This window comes from Chryseobacterium sp. GTID13 (genome assembly GCF_056172655.1).
Window position 1 is genome coordinate 673,852 of the sequence record NZ_JAOCMB010000007.1, and the last position, 15,204, is coordinate 689,055.

Below are 15,204 nucleotides of genomic sequence, written 5' to 3' on the forward strand. Positions count from 1 at the left end.
ATTATATATCAAATGGAGAGTTATACATTTTACAACAAAAGAGATATTCTGTACAACGTTTTGATTTTCATAAGGAATATGTTTGCAGAGAATAAAAATATCAATTATGAATACACTGAAAAAATTCTATTACCTGATTACTGCTGTATTGATGCTATCAGCTTTTGTATCCTGCTCTGATAACGATGATATTGTTCAGGAAAAACCTACTCCTTCACAGGTTCTTTCTTCCACTCCGTGGGAAACGACCGGGGCTAAGGATAAAAACGGGAACTCAGTCGCTCTGACGGATGCCAATGTAGCAGGCTTCGTTGGTTTTGCGTATTTCAAAGCTGATGGAAACTTTGCGATCTATAATCTCAGTGACGCTTTAAGATCCCGCGGAACATGGTCTGTAGATGCCGAAGGAAAAACGAGAACCATTACAGCACTTAATCCTGACGGCACTTCAATTTTCAGCCGTGTGGTGGACATTCTTGTCCTTAACGGAAATGAATTCACTTACAGGATTCACACCAATCCAAATGATCCATCCGTTTATTATGATATTATCCATACAAAAACGGCTCACACGGAACCGGCGAACGGACAGCTTATCCTGGCTTCCACTCCATGGGAAACAACCGGAGCCAAAGATAAAAACGGAAATCAGGTAGCTTTGACGGATGCAAGTGTAGCAGGCTTTGTAGGATATTCTTATTTTAAAGCGAACGGAACTTTTACGATTTACGGACTGAATAACGTCCTGAGGTCACAGGGAACATGGTCTATCTCTCCCGACGGGAAGAAAAGAACGATCACTGCTCTGGATGCCAATGGAAATGTCTTGTTCACAAGGGTTGTTGATATTCTTACTTTAAATAATTCGGAATTTACTTACAGAATTATTCCTGATGCAGGAAATCCTTCTGTTTATTACGATATCATCCATACGAAAGTGGCTCATCAGGAACCATAGATTTAAGTTAGTTGATTATGAATGGAAAATCCGGCTCATATCTGAGCCGGATTTTAACTTTAATAGCACTTAGTTTTTCACACAAAGTTCTATTTCTTTAGTATATATTTTAGGAAACAAAGAAGAAATCAATCTTCGGTTGGTTGGATTAAAGATATATGTTCAATCGTTACATCAATTCCTGCCACCATTTTTTCCAGGTTACTTTTCCTAATTGATCGAGATCTGCTTTTTCCCCTATCATTGGAAGTGTAACGGGTATACTGTTTTCTTCCGCGTATTTTGAAACCAGCTCCAAAGGTTCGAACCATGGATGCTGAGCGAGTTTGAACTTTGAATTATGAACAGGGAGGAAATTTTCGGCCCTGAGTTCCTGGACTTCTTTGATAATCTGCTCGGGAAGGCTGTGAATATATGGCCATTTTTCGTTGTACTGTCCGCATTCCATTACGGCGAGATCAAAAGGTCCGTATTGATCTCCTATCTCTGTAAAATGATTCCCATAACCGCTGTCGCCCCCAAGAAACAGCTTTTTAGACGGCGTCTGCAATACAAAGGAGGTCCAAAGCGAAATATTCCGGTTCAGAAGACGTCCGGAAAAATGTCTTGCAGGGGTGAATGTAATGGTAAAACCATCTGCTAAATCAACACTTTCCCACCAGTTTTTTTCAATAATTTTCTCTGTCTCCCAGCCCCAGTATTCGAAATGCTGTCCGGTTCCCAGGCCGCAAATAACTTTACCTACTTTATCTTTCAGACTCTGAACGGTTGAATAATCTAGATGATCCCAATGATCATGAGAGATAAGAAGAAAATCAATTTCCGGCATATCATCCGGCTTATAGTGGTCCGATCCGGCAAAGGCTTTTATAGAACCAGGCATCGGGGATGCATTTCCGCTAAATACAGGGTCTATCAGGAATTTTTTGCCGTCGATCTGGATAAAATAAGAGCTGTGCCCGAACCATATGAGTACATTTTCATCAGGTTTAAGATTTTTCAGGTCGGTTATTACGAAGGGAACAGGCAATTTCGGGCTTACATTTTCTGTTCTGCATAAGGTCTGGAAAAGTAATTTGGTCATGCTTTCCCCTTCCAGAAGGGCTGGTGTGGGAAGTATGTTCTGGAATTTCCCGTTGGTATAATTGGGCAGTGTGCTGAAATAGGTTTTTCTCTTTTCATTGGGAAACTGTCCCATTTGTTTTTTAAAATTCATTCTTTTGTTTTTATGTTCCGAATCTTCATTTTTTAGAAAATCAGAATAATAAATATATGAATAGATTTCATATTTATAGCATAAACGAACCAAGAGAGTATTTACTTTAGATTATCATGGTTTTCCTGACATCTGAAGAACTTTAGAATAAACAACAACTTACCAGGAAGATCTCCAACCGACTTTTAGACTGTATCGTTTTATCGCAAAAGCCATTATTTGTTAATTTTTTACTAATTTTTTCAGTTTGATGTAACAAACTTTCAGCAATAAATGTCTTATTGGTGAAATATCACTTTGAATGAAAATAATTATATCTTCGGCCGCTTTATTAATAAGTTCTTTGCTATTTGCACAAGCAAAAAACGATACCATCAAGCAGAAGGAAAATCAAATTGAAGGAGTTACCTTAACGGCAAGAAAACCTACCGTAGAATCTAAAGCTGACAGAACGGTGTTTAATGTGTCCAACAGCTCTATTCTTGCGGGAAATACGACCTGGGATGTCCTCAGAATGACCCCTTTGGTAAGTATTGATAACAATGATGCCGTAAAAGCGGAAGGGGAATCGGTAACGGTTTACATCAATGACAGGAAGTCTGTTTTTACAGGCAAGGAATTAAAGGAGTACCTGAAGACGATTCCTGCAGATAATCTGATGAAAATTGAGGTGATCACCAGTCCTTCATCACGTTATGAAACTGCCGGATCGGTCATTAATATTGTCCTAAAAAAAGAGACGATGAAGGAATAAAAGGCAGCGTAACCTTTAACAACAGACAGAACACAAAAAATTCGCAGTATACCAATCTTAACCTTAACTATCATAAGAAAAATTTTACACAGACCTTAATCGGCAGTTACAGCGACAATACTTACTTTCAAAAGAATACCAGTGTCAACAGTTTATATAAGGATAATGATATTACCAGGATCAGCAATGAAACCTTAGGCAGAGGCCAGAGTCCTTCCCTATCCTCCACTTCCGAATATGAACTGAATGATAAAAATAATATAGGCGTTATTCTTGAATATTATCAGAGTAGAAACTCATCAACTTCTGATGCAGACCTCATCAGAACGAAGAATGATTTACTGTTTGATTCTTACCACCAGAACCAGGATGTAACAGGACGTTACCGTACACTTGGAACCAATGTTTTTTACAAATATTACGATAAGGAAAAAACAGGATTCTGGATGTGAATTTAGGAACCAACTACAATTCTCAGAAGAATACGAATGAGTTTTTAAAGACTTACGATACTTCATCAACCATCAACAGGCTTGGTATCAATTCTCATGAACAGACGCGAAATTATTACCTGAAAGTAGATTACACCCAACCTCTGGGAAAAGGAGGCAGTTTTGAAGTGGGCGGAAAAATGGATTTTAACAATAATGTAATTCCCAACAGCTTATCCGGAAATAATGCAGATAACCTGCGTCCCAGCGATGTTTTTCATTACGAGGATAATATCAATTCCCTGTATGTCAACTTCAGTAAAACGTTCTTCGAAAAACTGGAAACGAGAATCGGGGTACGCTATGAGCATATTGATTATAAGATGAGGCAGGATGTAGCCGGAACGGAAAGAAAGGATTCTTACGGTACTCTTCTCCCGAATTTATTGCTTAAATATTCTTTTTCGGATAAATATGACCTGAGTTTAACGTATAACCGTAATCTTTGGCGCCCGTGGTATGCGGAATTCAATCCGTTCCTGGTGCCAACCAATGACGGAACATTCTCCCGCGGAAATATGGATCTGGAACCTAACCCAAGCCACAGGCTTTATATGAAATTCGGATTCAAGAAAAAATATTTCCTTTCTGCAAGGTATATGTATACGGATAAGGATTACTGGACCACTTTTGCAGAAGAAGACGGACGGACGGTTACCCTGCCGGACAATCTTAACGGGAAAGTGCAGAAGTATTATCTTTTTGCCAATACTAATCAGACTTTCCTGAAGAATAAGCTGAATGTAAATGTCGGGGTTGGCTGGTACTATATCGATAACCATGACTTCAACGAAGTGAATAAACTTGACAGCAGAGATTACATCAGCTATATGGGGGCTTCAGCCAATCTCTCCTATACGAATCTTTTTAACAAGAATATTAACCTGAGTGCATGGGTGGAAGTCTCTAATCAGAACAATGGAAACTCATTGGCCAACAGGACCAATATTTTCCATAACATCTCTGCAACGAAGATATTCCCTAAAACACAGATGGAAGTAAGCCTTCAGCTGATGAATATTTTCAGCAGACCTAATTTTGATACGACTACTTACAGCCCGGACGGAACTTTCAGATCAGCCGTGAAATCCGACTGGTACGGATTTTCACTTTCGTTCGTAAAACGTTTCGGAAACCAGAAAGTAAAAGGAAATACCAAAACAGACGTGGAGAAAAACGACGGCGGAGGAAAGTAGCGGAATTACTCATACATAATAGGCCATCTGCATTGTTGCAGGTGGTTTGTTTTATAATGATGTATCTAAATTATTTCCTGACAGGATGGCAAATTTTCACTTTAATAAATGATTTTTAATCACTTATGCGAAAAATATTTAAATTGAATTTATAATTTTTATTAACTTCACTGAACCAATTAAAAATATTCATTATGAAAAATCTAAAGAAAATCGGAAGACAAAATTTAAGGGAAATTCAGGGAGCAGGACCAATTCCGGTTCATCCATGCAACTGTTTTTGTTATATCAACAGCACCAAAGTCTGGAACGCCTGTAATCAGTATTGTCCTGGCGGTGAAGTTATCCCGGGGGTTGAAATCGGTAATGATCCAAAATGCGATTACAAGCTGCCTCTGTAAGAATTTATTACCATTAAAAAGCCGCTGACACTATTGTGAGCGGCTTTTTATATTTTTTTATTTCCATTGAAATCTAGTTCAGAATTCCATTCATTTCAGTCAGGATAATCGGCTTTCCGTCGGTCACTACAATGGTATGTTCGTGCTGTGCCATATAGCCGCCTTTATTTCCTACCATCGTCCATCCGTCATTAAGCTCTACGGCAAGGTTTGAAGAGGTTGAGATGAATGTTTCGATTGCCACTACGGAATTTTTCTTGAACCGTCTGGAATCGAAACGGTTCCTGTAATTCATCAATTCATCGGGCTGTTCATGAAGACTTCTGCCGATTCCGTGTCCTCCAAGGTTTTTAATGACCTTAAAACCTCTCTTTTTAGCTTCAGTTTCCATAAGAAATCCGATATCAGCTATTCTTACACCTCCTTTAATATTGTTGATTGCTTTCTGTAAAATCTCTTTGGAAGCATCTACCAGCTTTTGATGGGAATGAATATCTTCTCCAATGATGAAAGAGCCTCCGTTATCTGACCAATAGCCGTTGAGTTCCGCTGAAACATCAATATTAATAAGATCGCCTTCTTTTAAAACACGTTCATCAGTCGGAATGCCATGACAAAATTCATTGTCTACACTTATACAGGTCCATCCCGGGAAACCATACGTTAAATAAGGTGCTGATTTTGCACCGAAACCGGAAAGGATCTTAGCTCCGTATTCGTCAATTTCTTTTGTCGTCATACCAGGCTGAGCATAATTGATCATCTCTTTTAAAGTATAGGCAACAGCCTCACTTACTTTTTGCATTCCTGCTAATTCCTGTTCGTTTGTTATTGACATTTTATTTTCGTTTGATGGTAATTGTAAAAACATTTTTAGCGATAAACACCCGTGAAAACTACAAAGTTAAGAATTTTAGCCTCTTTAACTGTGAAGAACACATTAGCTATTATCCTAATTCCTTAGCTTTTGAATATAAATCTGTGGCTTCTGCCGATATCTCCAATGGATCATTGATGTTTTCCAAATAGAAACATCCAAATTACGGTCTTATTTGTATAATCTCTATAACAGCATTTAGAGTCTGTTTAATTTTATTAAGCTCTAAATCTTTCTAAAAATTTAATATATATTTATCTAAAAATTACACATGCTAGAAAATTTCGAATTCTATCTTTTTTTAGTTCTCCTCATCACCATGCTTATTATGCTGGCTAAAAAATTCAGGTTGCCTATCCTGTTTTGCTTGTGCTGGCAGGCCTTTTAATAAGCTTTATTCCTGGAGTACCTGCCATAAAAATAGAACCTGAATTAATATTTATCATTTTTCTACCACCCTTGTTATATGAAGCCGCATGGTCAACTTCATGGAAAGAACTTTGGCGGTGGCGAAGGATTATTTTCAGTTTTGCTTTCGTCGTTGTATTTTTCACTGCATTATCGGTTGCCATTTTCGCCAATTATTTTATCCCGGGATTTTCTCTAGCTTTAGGTTTCCTATTAGGCGGAATTGTTTCTCCACCCGACGCAGTAAGTGCCGGAGCGATTTTAAAATTTGTAAAAGTACCCAAAAGGCTGGCTTCAATCCTTGAAGGCGAAAGTTTGCTGAATGATGCTTCTTCTTTAATTATTTTCCGGTTTGCGATGATTGCTGCAGCAACCGGACAGTTTGTATGGCACGAAGCAGCCGGAAGCTTTGTATGGATGTGCATTGGCGGTGTAGGAATCGGACTTATCATCGCGTATGTTTTTCTGAAAATGCACAAGATTTTACCCACTGATTCAAATACCGACATTTTACTGACTTTCATTGCCCCATTTTCAATGTACCTGGCAGCAGAACAGCTTCATGCTTCCGGAATTCTGGCAGTGGTAAGCGGCGGACTATTTCTCTCTTACCGAAGTCATGATTTTTTGAGCAGCGCCTCCAGAATACGTACTGTAACGGTTTGGGAGAGTCTTTGCTTTTTACTCAACGGAATTGTTTTTATGCTCATCGGCTTAGATTTACCCGAGATTGTTTCCGGTTTGGGTGATACCGATATTTATACGGCAATAGGTTATGGAGTTGCTGTTACCGCAGTTCTGATTATTGTAAGAATTTTCGCAGGCTATGCAGCGGTGGTTACGACCTTAATTATGAGAAATTTTATCACCGTTGCAGACGCACAATCTCCCGGCTGGAAAACACCGATGATCATTGGCTGGACGGGAATGAGGGGTGTGGTCTCTTTGGCTGCAGCACTTTCAATTCCCTTAACTTTAGAAGACGGAACTCCTTTCCCACAAAGAAATCTGATTCTTTTCATCACATTTCTCGTGATCCTTTTAACATTGCTTGTTCAGGGACTTACCCTTCCATTTTTATTGAAAAAATTCCCGCCTATAGACCGGGATTTTGTGAGAAGTGAAAAGGAAATTGATTATGATATTCAAAACAGCCTTGCTCAGGTAGCAGTGGATAAAATCCGTAAAGATTATGCTCACAAAATAGAAAGCTTCCCCGCACTGAAAGATCAATTAGAGAAATACGAGAAACAGTTGAGTAGTTCCGAAATCATTATTAATTTCACAGAATACCGGAATATTTATATTGACATTCTTGAAACTCAAAGAATCTGGCTTATCAACAAAAACCGCGAAGAACTTTTATTAGATGAAGAAATCATCAGAAAACATCTTCGCTTACTTGATCTTCAGGAGGAAAGATTGAATATGAAAAGTTAGAGCTTCTTATTGCATCATTATTGAAAGACCTGGAATTCTATCTCTTTATTGAAACAGATGAAAAGCAGGCTGAATTTACACACGTGGATATAGAACAAGCCATAAAAGAGCGTGAAGCCAAAAACCTTACTGTACCGTATATAAAAAAGATACCTCAGCACCTTTTGACAGAAAGGCAAAAAGAAGTATACAAAAACCCTGAAAAAACCTGCGGAGATAAAGAATACTTTCAGGTAGATATTGAAAGCTTATTGTTTCCTTATGAATTTTTTCCCCTTTATGAGTTTCAACGAATGATTATAAGAAAAATCAAAGAAACTTCTCCGTCTGAAAATATCGAAGTTTTAGAAAACGATATTGATATTTCAGAAATTAAAACAAGCAAAACAAAAAATATAGCTTTGCTGCACCATATCGGAATATTGGATTTCCTGCGTTCTCAATATCCTAAGATTACATATAACCAGCTGGCAAAATTCTTTGAACTCTTAACCAAAGAACCTATTACAGCAAGGAATCAAAGCAGCCAGTTTACAAAAGATAAAAATTCATTAAAATACCCTATCAAAAATATTCAGGATAAAGAAGAACTGGACCTCATCCTAACTCGTTTCGGAATGAAAGCCGTTATCTTACAGAGTTCGTTTTAGTTCATACTTCTGAGCTAACGTTTTTTACTGTTTAGATAACTTCGTTTTACTATTCAATAAGTTATAAATCTTTTTTGTATTTTCTGATACTTTGTCCCATTCTCCAACAGAATAATATTTACAACTCAATGTGGTGTTTCTGTCAATGTAATTTAGCTCTACATTTCCTACATAATCAGAAGCATTTAAAGCAGTAAATTTGGGTTTAAGAATAGACGATTTAATCCAATTTTTTAAGCTGTCTTTTTCATCTTTGCCAAGATAAATTTTTGTTTTTATAGTGTCTTCAATAATATATTTTGGGGGAATATCATAAATCTGTTTATTCCAGATAATATTTTCAACTTCTGAACTGTCAGAATTTTTTTCAATTGTAATTTTCTGAAAAACTGTGATAACCTGCAATTTTTCCCAAGTGTCATTCTCTAATTTTTTTTCAGGTTGCTTTGCGCATGAAAGCAAACAACTTAGAATAAATATTGATTGTATTCGCATCGTTTTTTGAGACTTTTTCATATCTAAAATTTACAAAACACTTATTTAATTGTTGCCTTGGGTAGTTTTATTTTGCTACTAGTTATTTTTTATCTATATAATTCCCAAATCCCACCGGTTCAATTTTCTCTTTTCTGATCCATTCAAGAGTGTGATCTAGCAAATCAATAAATCTTTTCTTTTTATCATCCCAAGCAAGAAAATCTTGTTTTAAAATTTCATCGGTGAAAAGTTCTTTTCTTATCAATCTATTATTCCATACGGCATACATGGTAGAAATTCTTTCACAGAACTCCCAAGTCTTATCTTGAAATTTATCTAAAAGATTATTGATGCTTTCAGCCTGATCTTTAAACTCCCGATTAAATAAGGGTGTTAATTCGTTTGATGCTGATAAAGGAGTGTAAGTGACTTTGGATGTTGCACCAAACTTATCTTTCTTTATTTCGAAAAATCTTAGAGATTTTAATTTTGGTTCTATTACATGTTCCAATTCCCAAGCATATGGTCCGGCTACATTTTTCTGATATTTTAATTCTGAGGACAGTTGACAATGATACTCTACCAGATGAAGCATCTTTTGTAATTTTACCCGACCAAAATCCTTTGAATTTTGAGTACTTAATTTTTTAATAATATAGCCTGCAAGAATTGCCATATCTCCGGTATCACAATTTTTAATTGTATTTTGAATAGAATAAATTGGAGATTCTTCTGCAACTAATTGTAGTTTTTCATTTTCTATGCCACCCTTCCCTTCAAGTGCTTCTCTTAAAACCTGTTGAAGAAGTTGTTTATTGTAGTTTTGACTTTCTATTATTGACGTTTCCAATTCGTTACAATAATTCATCAATTTGTCTATTAGAGAAACTATCCGTTTTTGTATTTCAATTGGAGGAAGCGGAACAATAGTTGTTTCTAAAACATTTACGTTCAGAGTTGGGTTAATAGACTTTGTTTTCTCTTTAAAAAACAATTGAGGGTAAAATGAGTTTAAATAATAAAAAATAAAATCCCTATTAATAAGGTTTGAGGGCATAAATCTACAGACCGCTCTCGCAATATTGGAACCTATCCATAAATTATTGACTTTACATATTTTTCCAATACTGCCAACAACACAAATCAGAATTTCTCCACCCAGGATACGTGTTTTGGCAAATCTTTCATCTATAGTTTTACTAATTTTCTTAGTAGGTAATATATTTGGGAAATCTAAGTCTTGAACTCTTATTAAGGGGATACCATCTTCACTATGATTACCTGGAACTAATACTCCATAAGAAAGACTGAAGAAATTATTTCGTATGTCATCTAATTTACACCAAGTCCAATTTTCGGGAATTTCAAATGGAATTTCATCATCAGAAATTAGCGATAAAGGTTTAGATTTTTTAATCTTTTTTCTTTGATTAATTTCTCTTTTTGATCCTGAATTTCCTGTAAAAGATCAGCACCAGTTTTTCCATCAGAAGTTTTGTTACTAACCAATTTTCCTTGCATTGCTTCTCTGAGAAATGCTTGACGTAAATCAGTAACAATACTAATCTGTTTATTTAATTCTGAAGAAAGAATTCTTTGATCAATTAAATCTAAATGTAACTTTAATATTTGTTTTTCAATTTTTAAATCGAAATATGTTGTGTTAACTTTTTCATCTTTTAAATCATTCAAAAAACTGACAATCTTTTTTTGAATTTCTTTTGGCGGAATTGCAAATTCTAGTTTTTCTATTTGCTTGGGGCTTACATTTGGAATTGCTGCCCCCAAGCTAAATTCTTAATAGTATTGGAAACACTTTTCGCAATCCAATAAACATATTCTCGCTCAAATCTTGTTTCATCTATTACATCAAATCTCCCAACGCGTTGATTAAGATATAATTTCCCTAGATTTTCCTGTACAATTCCTAATTTTGATATGGTACCACCGGTTAAACAAATTATAATATCTCCGGTGTTTAATTCATATTTTGACAAGGTAGAATCTTCATCATAAAAAACACAGTTTGAAATATCTATTTTTTCATTATTGAAATCAGAAATTCTAATAATTGGAATTCCGTTTTTTTTATACAAGCTAGTCTTAAAAGCATATCCTCCTCCAATTTTTATATATTTCGAAAGTGGTTCCAGTTTATATTTATCACCAAGTTTTTTATTTATGATACTCACATAAGTACCAATATTTTTATAAAAGATATCCTTCCAAATATCATCAACAAATTCGTTATACAATTTATTGCCTTTCCCCATTACTCAATTATCTGTTTTAATTTTGAAAGAATATTTTCTGACTTATTAAAAGAACTTGAAAGTTTAGAAATTAGTTCAGTGGAAGTATACTCTTCAACATCATCTATTTTATGTGGATTTTTTATATCAAGATCAAAGTTGCGATCTTTTAAAGTGTCAATTGACACTTTCCAACATGTCTCCGACTCCTTACGATCATTCCACCATTCTTTAATCGGATCAAACTCAGATTCTTTAATAGGTTTGGTTTTGCTATAAGACTTTTGTCCTTCCGGTAATCGGTGTTCATAATACCAAACATCTTTTGTTGCAAAAGTTGATGTATCATTATTATGATGCACTTTATCAAAAAACAACAGATTGGTTGCAACTGTTGCGTAAGGTTGGAAAACAGAATTTGGTAAACGAATAATAGTGTGTAATCTACAATCTTTTAAAAGTTTTTCCCTCACTCTTTGTTTCACACCATCTCCTGTTAAAGATCCGTCCGGTAAAACAATTCCTGCACGTCCACCTACTTTTAATAAATGAATTATCAAAATAAGAAACAGATCTGCAGATTCTTTGGTACGGTAATTCTGAGGAAAGTTGTTTTCATTGTTATTTGCAACAATTCCCCCAAAAGGTGGATTTGCTTCGATAACATCCACACGATCCTTTTCACGATATTCTGACAACGGTTTATCTAAGGAATCACGGTAGGTAATATTAGGAATTTCTACGTCGTGTAAAATTAAATTGGTGGTTGCAAGTAGATACGGTAATGGTTTATATTCCCACCCAATAATATTATCCTGTAAAGACTTTAAATCATCTAAAGAGGAAACTTTTTTTGAGATATTTTCAATAACCGCAGTTAAATATCCACCCGTTCCACATGCCGGATCTAAAACCTTTTCTCCTAATTTAGGATCAAGAATATGAGTGATAAATTGTGTAATAGCTCTCGGCGTATAAAACTCTCCGGATTTTCCGGCAGACTGTAAATCTTTTAAAAGCCCTTCATAAACATCTCCGAAGGCATGTTTATCCTTTGTATTATTAAAATCAATTTCATTAAGTTTATTTAAAACCTTACGAATATTGATTCCACTCTTCATATAATTGTTATTACCGTCAAATACTTCATGAACGATAACAGCACGTTGATTTCCGGTACTTAAATCTAAGTTTCTAAGGGCAGGAAAAAGTTCTCGGTCTATAAAATAAAGTAATTCATCACCGGTCATTCCTTCGTCATCTGAAGCCCAATTTTCCCATCGGTATTTTTCAGGAATTGGAGAGACATAATTCTCATCCATTAATTCCGTTTCCTGATCTTTATCACAGAAGACCTTAAAGAATAGCATCCATCCCAATTGTTCCAAACGTTGTGCATCTCCGTTTAGACCTGAATCCTGCCACATGATCTTTCTTATACTTTCTATTACGCCTGTAATACTCATTTTTTATTTTTATAATTTGCAAAAGTACGTTCCTTAAAAATCTACACCAAGATTATGATCATATAATTTAGGCTATTGAGTAAATTTCATTTTCAAGTTCCTTTATAGCATTGAGATACATTTCTCTCCCCCAAATGTTTTTACAATTTCCATCGGCGAACCAAATTCAGAGATTGGGTTTAGTTTCAATACTTCCATTGATTCGATTGTTTCAACACCTTCATCTGCGTATTTATCTACGAGTGCAGTAAGAACATTTCTTGCTTGCTCACCGTATTTTGCGAAATAATTTCTTTTTTTAACTTCATTTGCACGTTCTTTTCGAGTCAGTGGTTTTTGATCAAATGCAACGTGACAAATAATATCAAAAAGATCACATTCTTTGTTTACTGCCTGCAAAAGTTCTTCAACCATAACACCCTGTTCTGCCAATTCCTGAATAATGGCATCTTTTCTATCGGAATTTTTCCAAAGATTTAAGAACTGATCTAATGAAGTATATTTTTCACTTAAAATATCTTTAGTATAATCTTTTAAACTTACAGTAATCGGTTTACCTTCTTTATCAAAATATAATTCTCTTGAATTTAAAACAGTGACATCTACACCGTTTACATAGACTTTTGACGGTTTTGTTTTCTTTTCTGTAAATGGATCTGGATATTCTGGTTTAGGGTCATTTACTTGATCAGTACTTCCTTTTTCGTCAGTTTGAAATCCGTCCGGAACATCATTATCGAAATCATCGTTTGCCGGAGTATCTTCATCAATAATTTTTATTCTTACCGGATCACCATCAAAATTAGGATCAGCAAATAAATCTGTCACATTTCTAAAATCCATAATGGTAAAATATAACTTACCAAATTCTTCATTCACTCTGGTTCCACGTCCGACAATTTGTTTAAATTTTGTCATGGATCCAATTTCGGTATCTAATGCTATCAATTTACAAGTTTGGGCATCTACACCGGTAGTCATTAGTTCAGATGTTGTGGCAATAACCGGATAAGTTTGTTCCGGATCAATGAAATTATCCAATTCTCTTTTTCCTTCATCATTATCACCGGTAATTCTCATAACATACTTATGATTTTGCAATACAAGATCGGAGTTTAGATTTGCAATTGCAGACCTCATTCTCTCAGCATGATCTATATCTCTACAAAAGACAATTGTTTTATTAAATCTGCTTGTATTTTGAAGGAACTCGGTTACTTTTTTTGCGACTGCCCAAGTTCTGTTATCTATAACTAAATTTCGATCAAAATCCTTTCTATTGTAGATCCTATCTTCAACAATATTACCGTCTTTATCCCTTTTATCTTTTTCAGGTCTCCAACCTTCCACATCTACATCTAAGGTCACTCTAACAACTTGGTAAGGTGCTAGAAATCCATCTTCAATCCCTTGTTTCAAACTGTAAGTATAGATTGGATCACCAAAATATTCAGAATTACTTACGGTTTCTGTTTCTTTTGGCGTTGCAGTAAGACCTATCTGTGTAGCAGATTTAAAATAATTTAGAACCTCTCTCCAAGCTGAATCTTCCTTTGCACTTCCTCTATGACACTCATCAATCACAATTAAGTCAAAAAAATCTTCACTGAATTGCTTGAAAATATTTTTTTCATCCTCATTTCCGGTTAAGCCTTGGTAGATTGCTAAATATATTTCATAAGATTTATCCACTTGTCTCTTTTGAACAATGGTCATTTTATCACGAAAATGTTTGAAATCTCCTCTTTTAGTCTGATCAATTAAAGAATTACGATCCGCAAGAAATAAAATTCTCTTTTTGGTTCTTGACTTCCATAGTCTATGAACAATTTGAAAAGCGGTATAAGTTTTACCGGTTCCCGTTGCCATTACCAACAATATTCTATTTTGACCTTTAGCAATAGCTTCAAGCGTTAAATTTACTGCATTCTGTTGGTAATACCTGGGAGATCTTCCGGAACCATCAAAAAAATAATCTTGTTCAACAATTGATTTGGAATCATCTTCATTAATACCTTTAAATTTTAAGTATTTACTCCATAATTGTTCCGGTGAAGGAAAATCATTTAGTTCAATTTCGGTTTCAATATTTGTAGAATTAGTTTTATCATGGAATAAAAAACGATCTCCATTCGTAGAAAATACAAACGGTAACTGAAGAATATCAGAATATTCCAATCCTTGTTGCATTCCAGCTCCGACTTCATGATTATTTTCTTTAACTTCTATAATCCCGATCGGAATATTTGGCTTGTAATATAAAATATAATCCGCCCTCTTTTTTTACCACGAGTAGATAATTTGCCACGAACGATGATTCTACCATCTGTAAAATTAACTTCCTCTCGAAACTGTTTCATTTTATCCCAACCAGCATTTTCTAATGCCGGAGTTATAAATTTTGTACAAATATCTCTTTCCGAAAATAATTTTTTACTCATGCTTAATTGTATAAACTAGATATATCATGATTAATAATGCAATATACTATATAATTAAGAATCTTTTCGTCAGAAAATTTCAAAAAGTAAATCTTTTTAAAGTGGTTACTTTTTGATAGCCATGTTCTTTATTTACTCATTTGTATGATTGTCTAATATTTTAGCTTAGCGATAAAA

Annotated in this window: 12 protein-coding genes and 2 pseudogenes; 6 read left to right on the plus strand and 8 right to left on the minus strand. The window is 35.0% G+C overall.

Features of this window, described 5'->3' with window-relative positions; all coding sequences use genetic code 11:
* The first annotated feature begins 106 nt into the window (after positions 1-106).
* Complete coding sequence (locus N4G44_RS22570) at positions 107-958, plus strand: DUF4822 domain-containing protein (RefSeq protein ID WP_474930000.1); 852 nt, start codon at positions 107-109, stop codon at positions 956-958.
* Between the two features lie 169 nt (positions 959-1,127).
* On the opposite strand, the gene N4G44_RS22575 is transcribed toward N4G44_RS22570, so the two are convergent.
* Positions 1,128-2,174, minus strand: a complete 1,047-nt coding sequence (locus N4G44_RS22575) for an MBL fold metallo-hydrolase (protein ID WP_474930001.1) — start codon at positions 2,172-2,174, stop codon at positions 1,128-1,130.
* Between the two features lie 301 nt (positions 2,175-2,475).
* Here N4G44_RS22575 and N4G44_RS22580 point away from each other — a divergent pair, with 301 nt between their 5' ends.
* From N4G44_RS22580 to N4G44_RS22590, 3 genes are all read left to right on the plus strand, one after another.
* Positions 2,476-2,928, plus strand: coding sequence for a hypothetical protein (locus tag N4G44_RS22580; protein ID WP_474930002.1), 453 nt, complete (start codon positions 2,476-2,478; stop codon positions 2,926-2,928).
* Between the two features lie 448 nt (positions 2,929-3,376).
* Positions 3,377-4,615 (plus strand): outer membrane beta-barrel family protein, encoded by a 1,239-nt coding sequence (locus tag N4G44_RS22585; RefSeq protein WP_474930003.1) that lies wholly within the window; start codon positions 3,377-3,379, stop codon positions 4,613-4,615.
* Positions 4,616-4,809: 194 nt separating this feature from the next.
* A complete protein-coding gene (locus tag N4G44_RS22590) occupies positions 4,810-5,016 on the plus strand; it encodes a bacteriocin-like protein (RefSeq protein WP_040996914.1) in 207 nt (68 codons plus the stop codon).
* A gap of 73 nt (positions 5,017-5,089) precedes the next feature.
* On the opposite strand, the gene map is transcribed toward N4G44_RS22590, so the two are convergent.
* The gene (gene map, locus N4G44_RS22595; protein WP_474930004.1) at positions 5,090-5,854 is read right to left on the minus strand and encodes a type I methionyl aminopeptidase; all 765 of its coding nucleotides are present in this window, start codon (positions 5,852-5,854) and stop codon (positions 5,090-5,092) included.
* Between the two features lie 310 nt (positions 5,855-6,164).
* Between map and N4G44_RS22600 the strand changes: the two are divergent.
* Together N4G44_RS22600 and N4G44_RS22605 are read left to right on the plus strand one after the other, a co-directional pair.
* A pseudogene (locus N4G44_RS22600) lies at positions 6,165-7,741 on the plus strand (Na+/H+ antiporter).
* A gap of 20 nt (positions 7,742-7,761) precedes the next feature.
* Positions 7,762-8,391, plus strand: a complete 630-nt coding sequence (locus tag N4G44_RS22605) for a hypothetical protein (RefSeq protein WP_474930005.1) — start codon at positions 7,762-7,764, stop codon at positions 8,389-8,391.
* A gap of 24 nt (positions 8,392-8,415) precedes the next feature.
* Here the strand turns inward: N4G44_RS22605 and N4G44_RS22610 are convergent, their stop codons facing one another.
* The 6 genes and pseudogenes from N4G44_RS22610 to hsdR form a co-directional block, all read right to left on the minus strand.
* Positions 8,416-8,907, minus strand: a complete 492-nt coding sequence (locus tag N4G44_RS22610; protein WP_260540323.1) for a hypothetical protein — start codon at positions 8,905-8,907, stop codon at positions 8,416-8,418.
* A 61-nt stretch (positions 8,908-8,968) separates the two neighbouring features.
* Positions 8,969-10,303 carry a restriction endonuclease subunit S gene (locus N4G44_RS22615; RefSeq protein ID WP_474930123.1) on the minus strand — a complete coding sequence of 445 codons (1,335 nt, stop codon included), beginning with the start codon at positions 10,301-10,303 and terminating at the stop codon, positions 8,969-8,971.
* Positions 10,258-10,656 (minus strand): restriction endonuclease subunit S, encoded by a 399-nt coding sequence (locus tag N4G44_RS22620; RefSeq protein WP_474930006.1) that lies wholly within the window; start codon positions 10,654-10,656, stop codon positions 10,258-10,260. Before N4G44_RS22620 ends, N4G44_RS22615 begins: the two co-directional genes overlap by 46 nt.
* A complete protein-coding gene (locus N4G44_RS22625) occupies positions 10,632-11,141 on the minus strand; it encodes a restriction endonuclease subunit S (RefSeq protein WP_474930007.1) in 510 nt (169 codons plus the stop codon). The genes N4G44_RS22620 and N4G44_RS22625 overlap by 25 nt, the downstream gene beginning before the upstream one ends.
* On the minus strand, positions 11,141-12,586 hold the full coding sequence (locus tag N4G44_RS22630) for a class I SAM-dependent DNA methyltransferase (protein WP_474930008.1): 1,446 nt from the start codon (positions 12,584-12,586) through the stop codon (positions 11,141-11,143). Before N4G44_RS22630 ends, N4G44_RS22625 begins: the two co-directional genes overlap by 1 nt.
* A gap of 67 nt (positions 12,587-12,653) precedes the next feature.
* A pseudogene (gene hsdR, locus N4G44_RS22635) lies at positions 12,654-15,027 on the minus strand (EcoAI/FtnUII family type I restriction enzme subunit R).
* Between the last annotated feature and the right edge of the window lie 177 nt (positions 15,028-15,204).

Excerpts from the sequence above, each read along its gene's own strand:
- N4G44_RS22610 (WP_260540323.1), bottom strand. The coding sequence starts at position 8,907 with ATGAAAAAGTCTCAAAAAACGATGCGAATACAATCAATATTTATTCTA.
- map (WP_474930004.1), bottom strand. The coding sequence starts at position 5,854 with ATGTCAATAACAAACGAACAGGAATTAGCAGGAATGCAAAAAGTAAGT.
- N4G44_RS22590 (WP_040996914.1), top strand. The coding sequence starts at position 4,810 with ATGAAAAATCTAAAGAAAATCGGAAGACAAAATTTAAGGGAAATTCAG.
- N4G44_RS22580 (WP_474930002.1), top strand. The coding sequence starts at position 2,476 with ATGAAAATAATTATATCTTCGGCCGCTTTATTAATAAGTTCTTTGCTA.
- N4G44_RS22625 (WP_474930007.1), bottom strand. The coding sequence starts at position 11,141 with ATGGGGAAAGGCAATAAATTGTATAACGAATTTGTTGATGATATTTGG.
- N4G44_RS22575 (WP_474930001.1), bottom strand. The coding sequence starts at position 2,174 with ATGAATTTTAAAAAACAAATGGGACAGTTTCCCAATGAAAAGAGAAAA.
- N4G44_RS22630 (WP_474930008.1), bottom strand. The coding sequence starts at position 12,586 with ATGAGTATTACAGGCGTAATAGAAAGTATAAGAAAGATCATGTGGCAG.
- N4G44_RS22570 (WP_474930000.1), top strand. The coding sequence starts at position 107 with ATGAATACACTGAAAAAATTCTATTACCTGATTACTGCTGTATTGATG.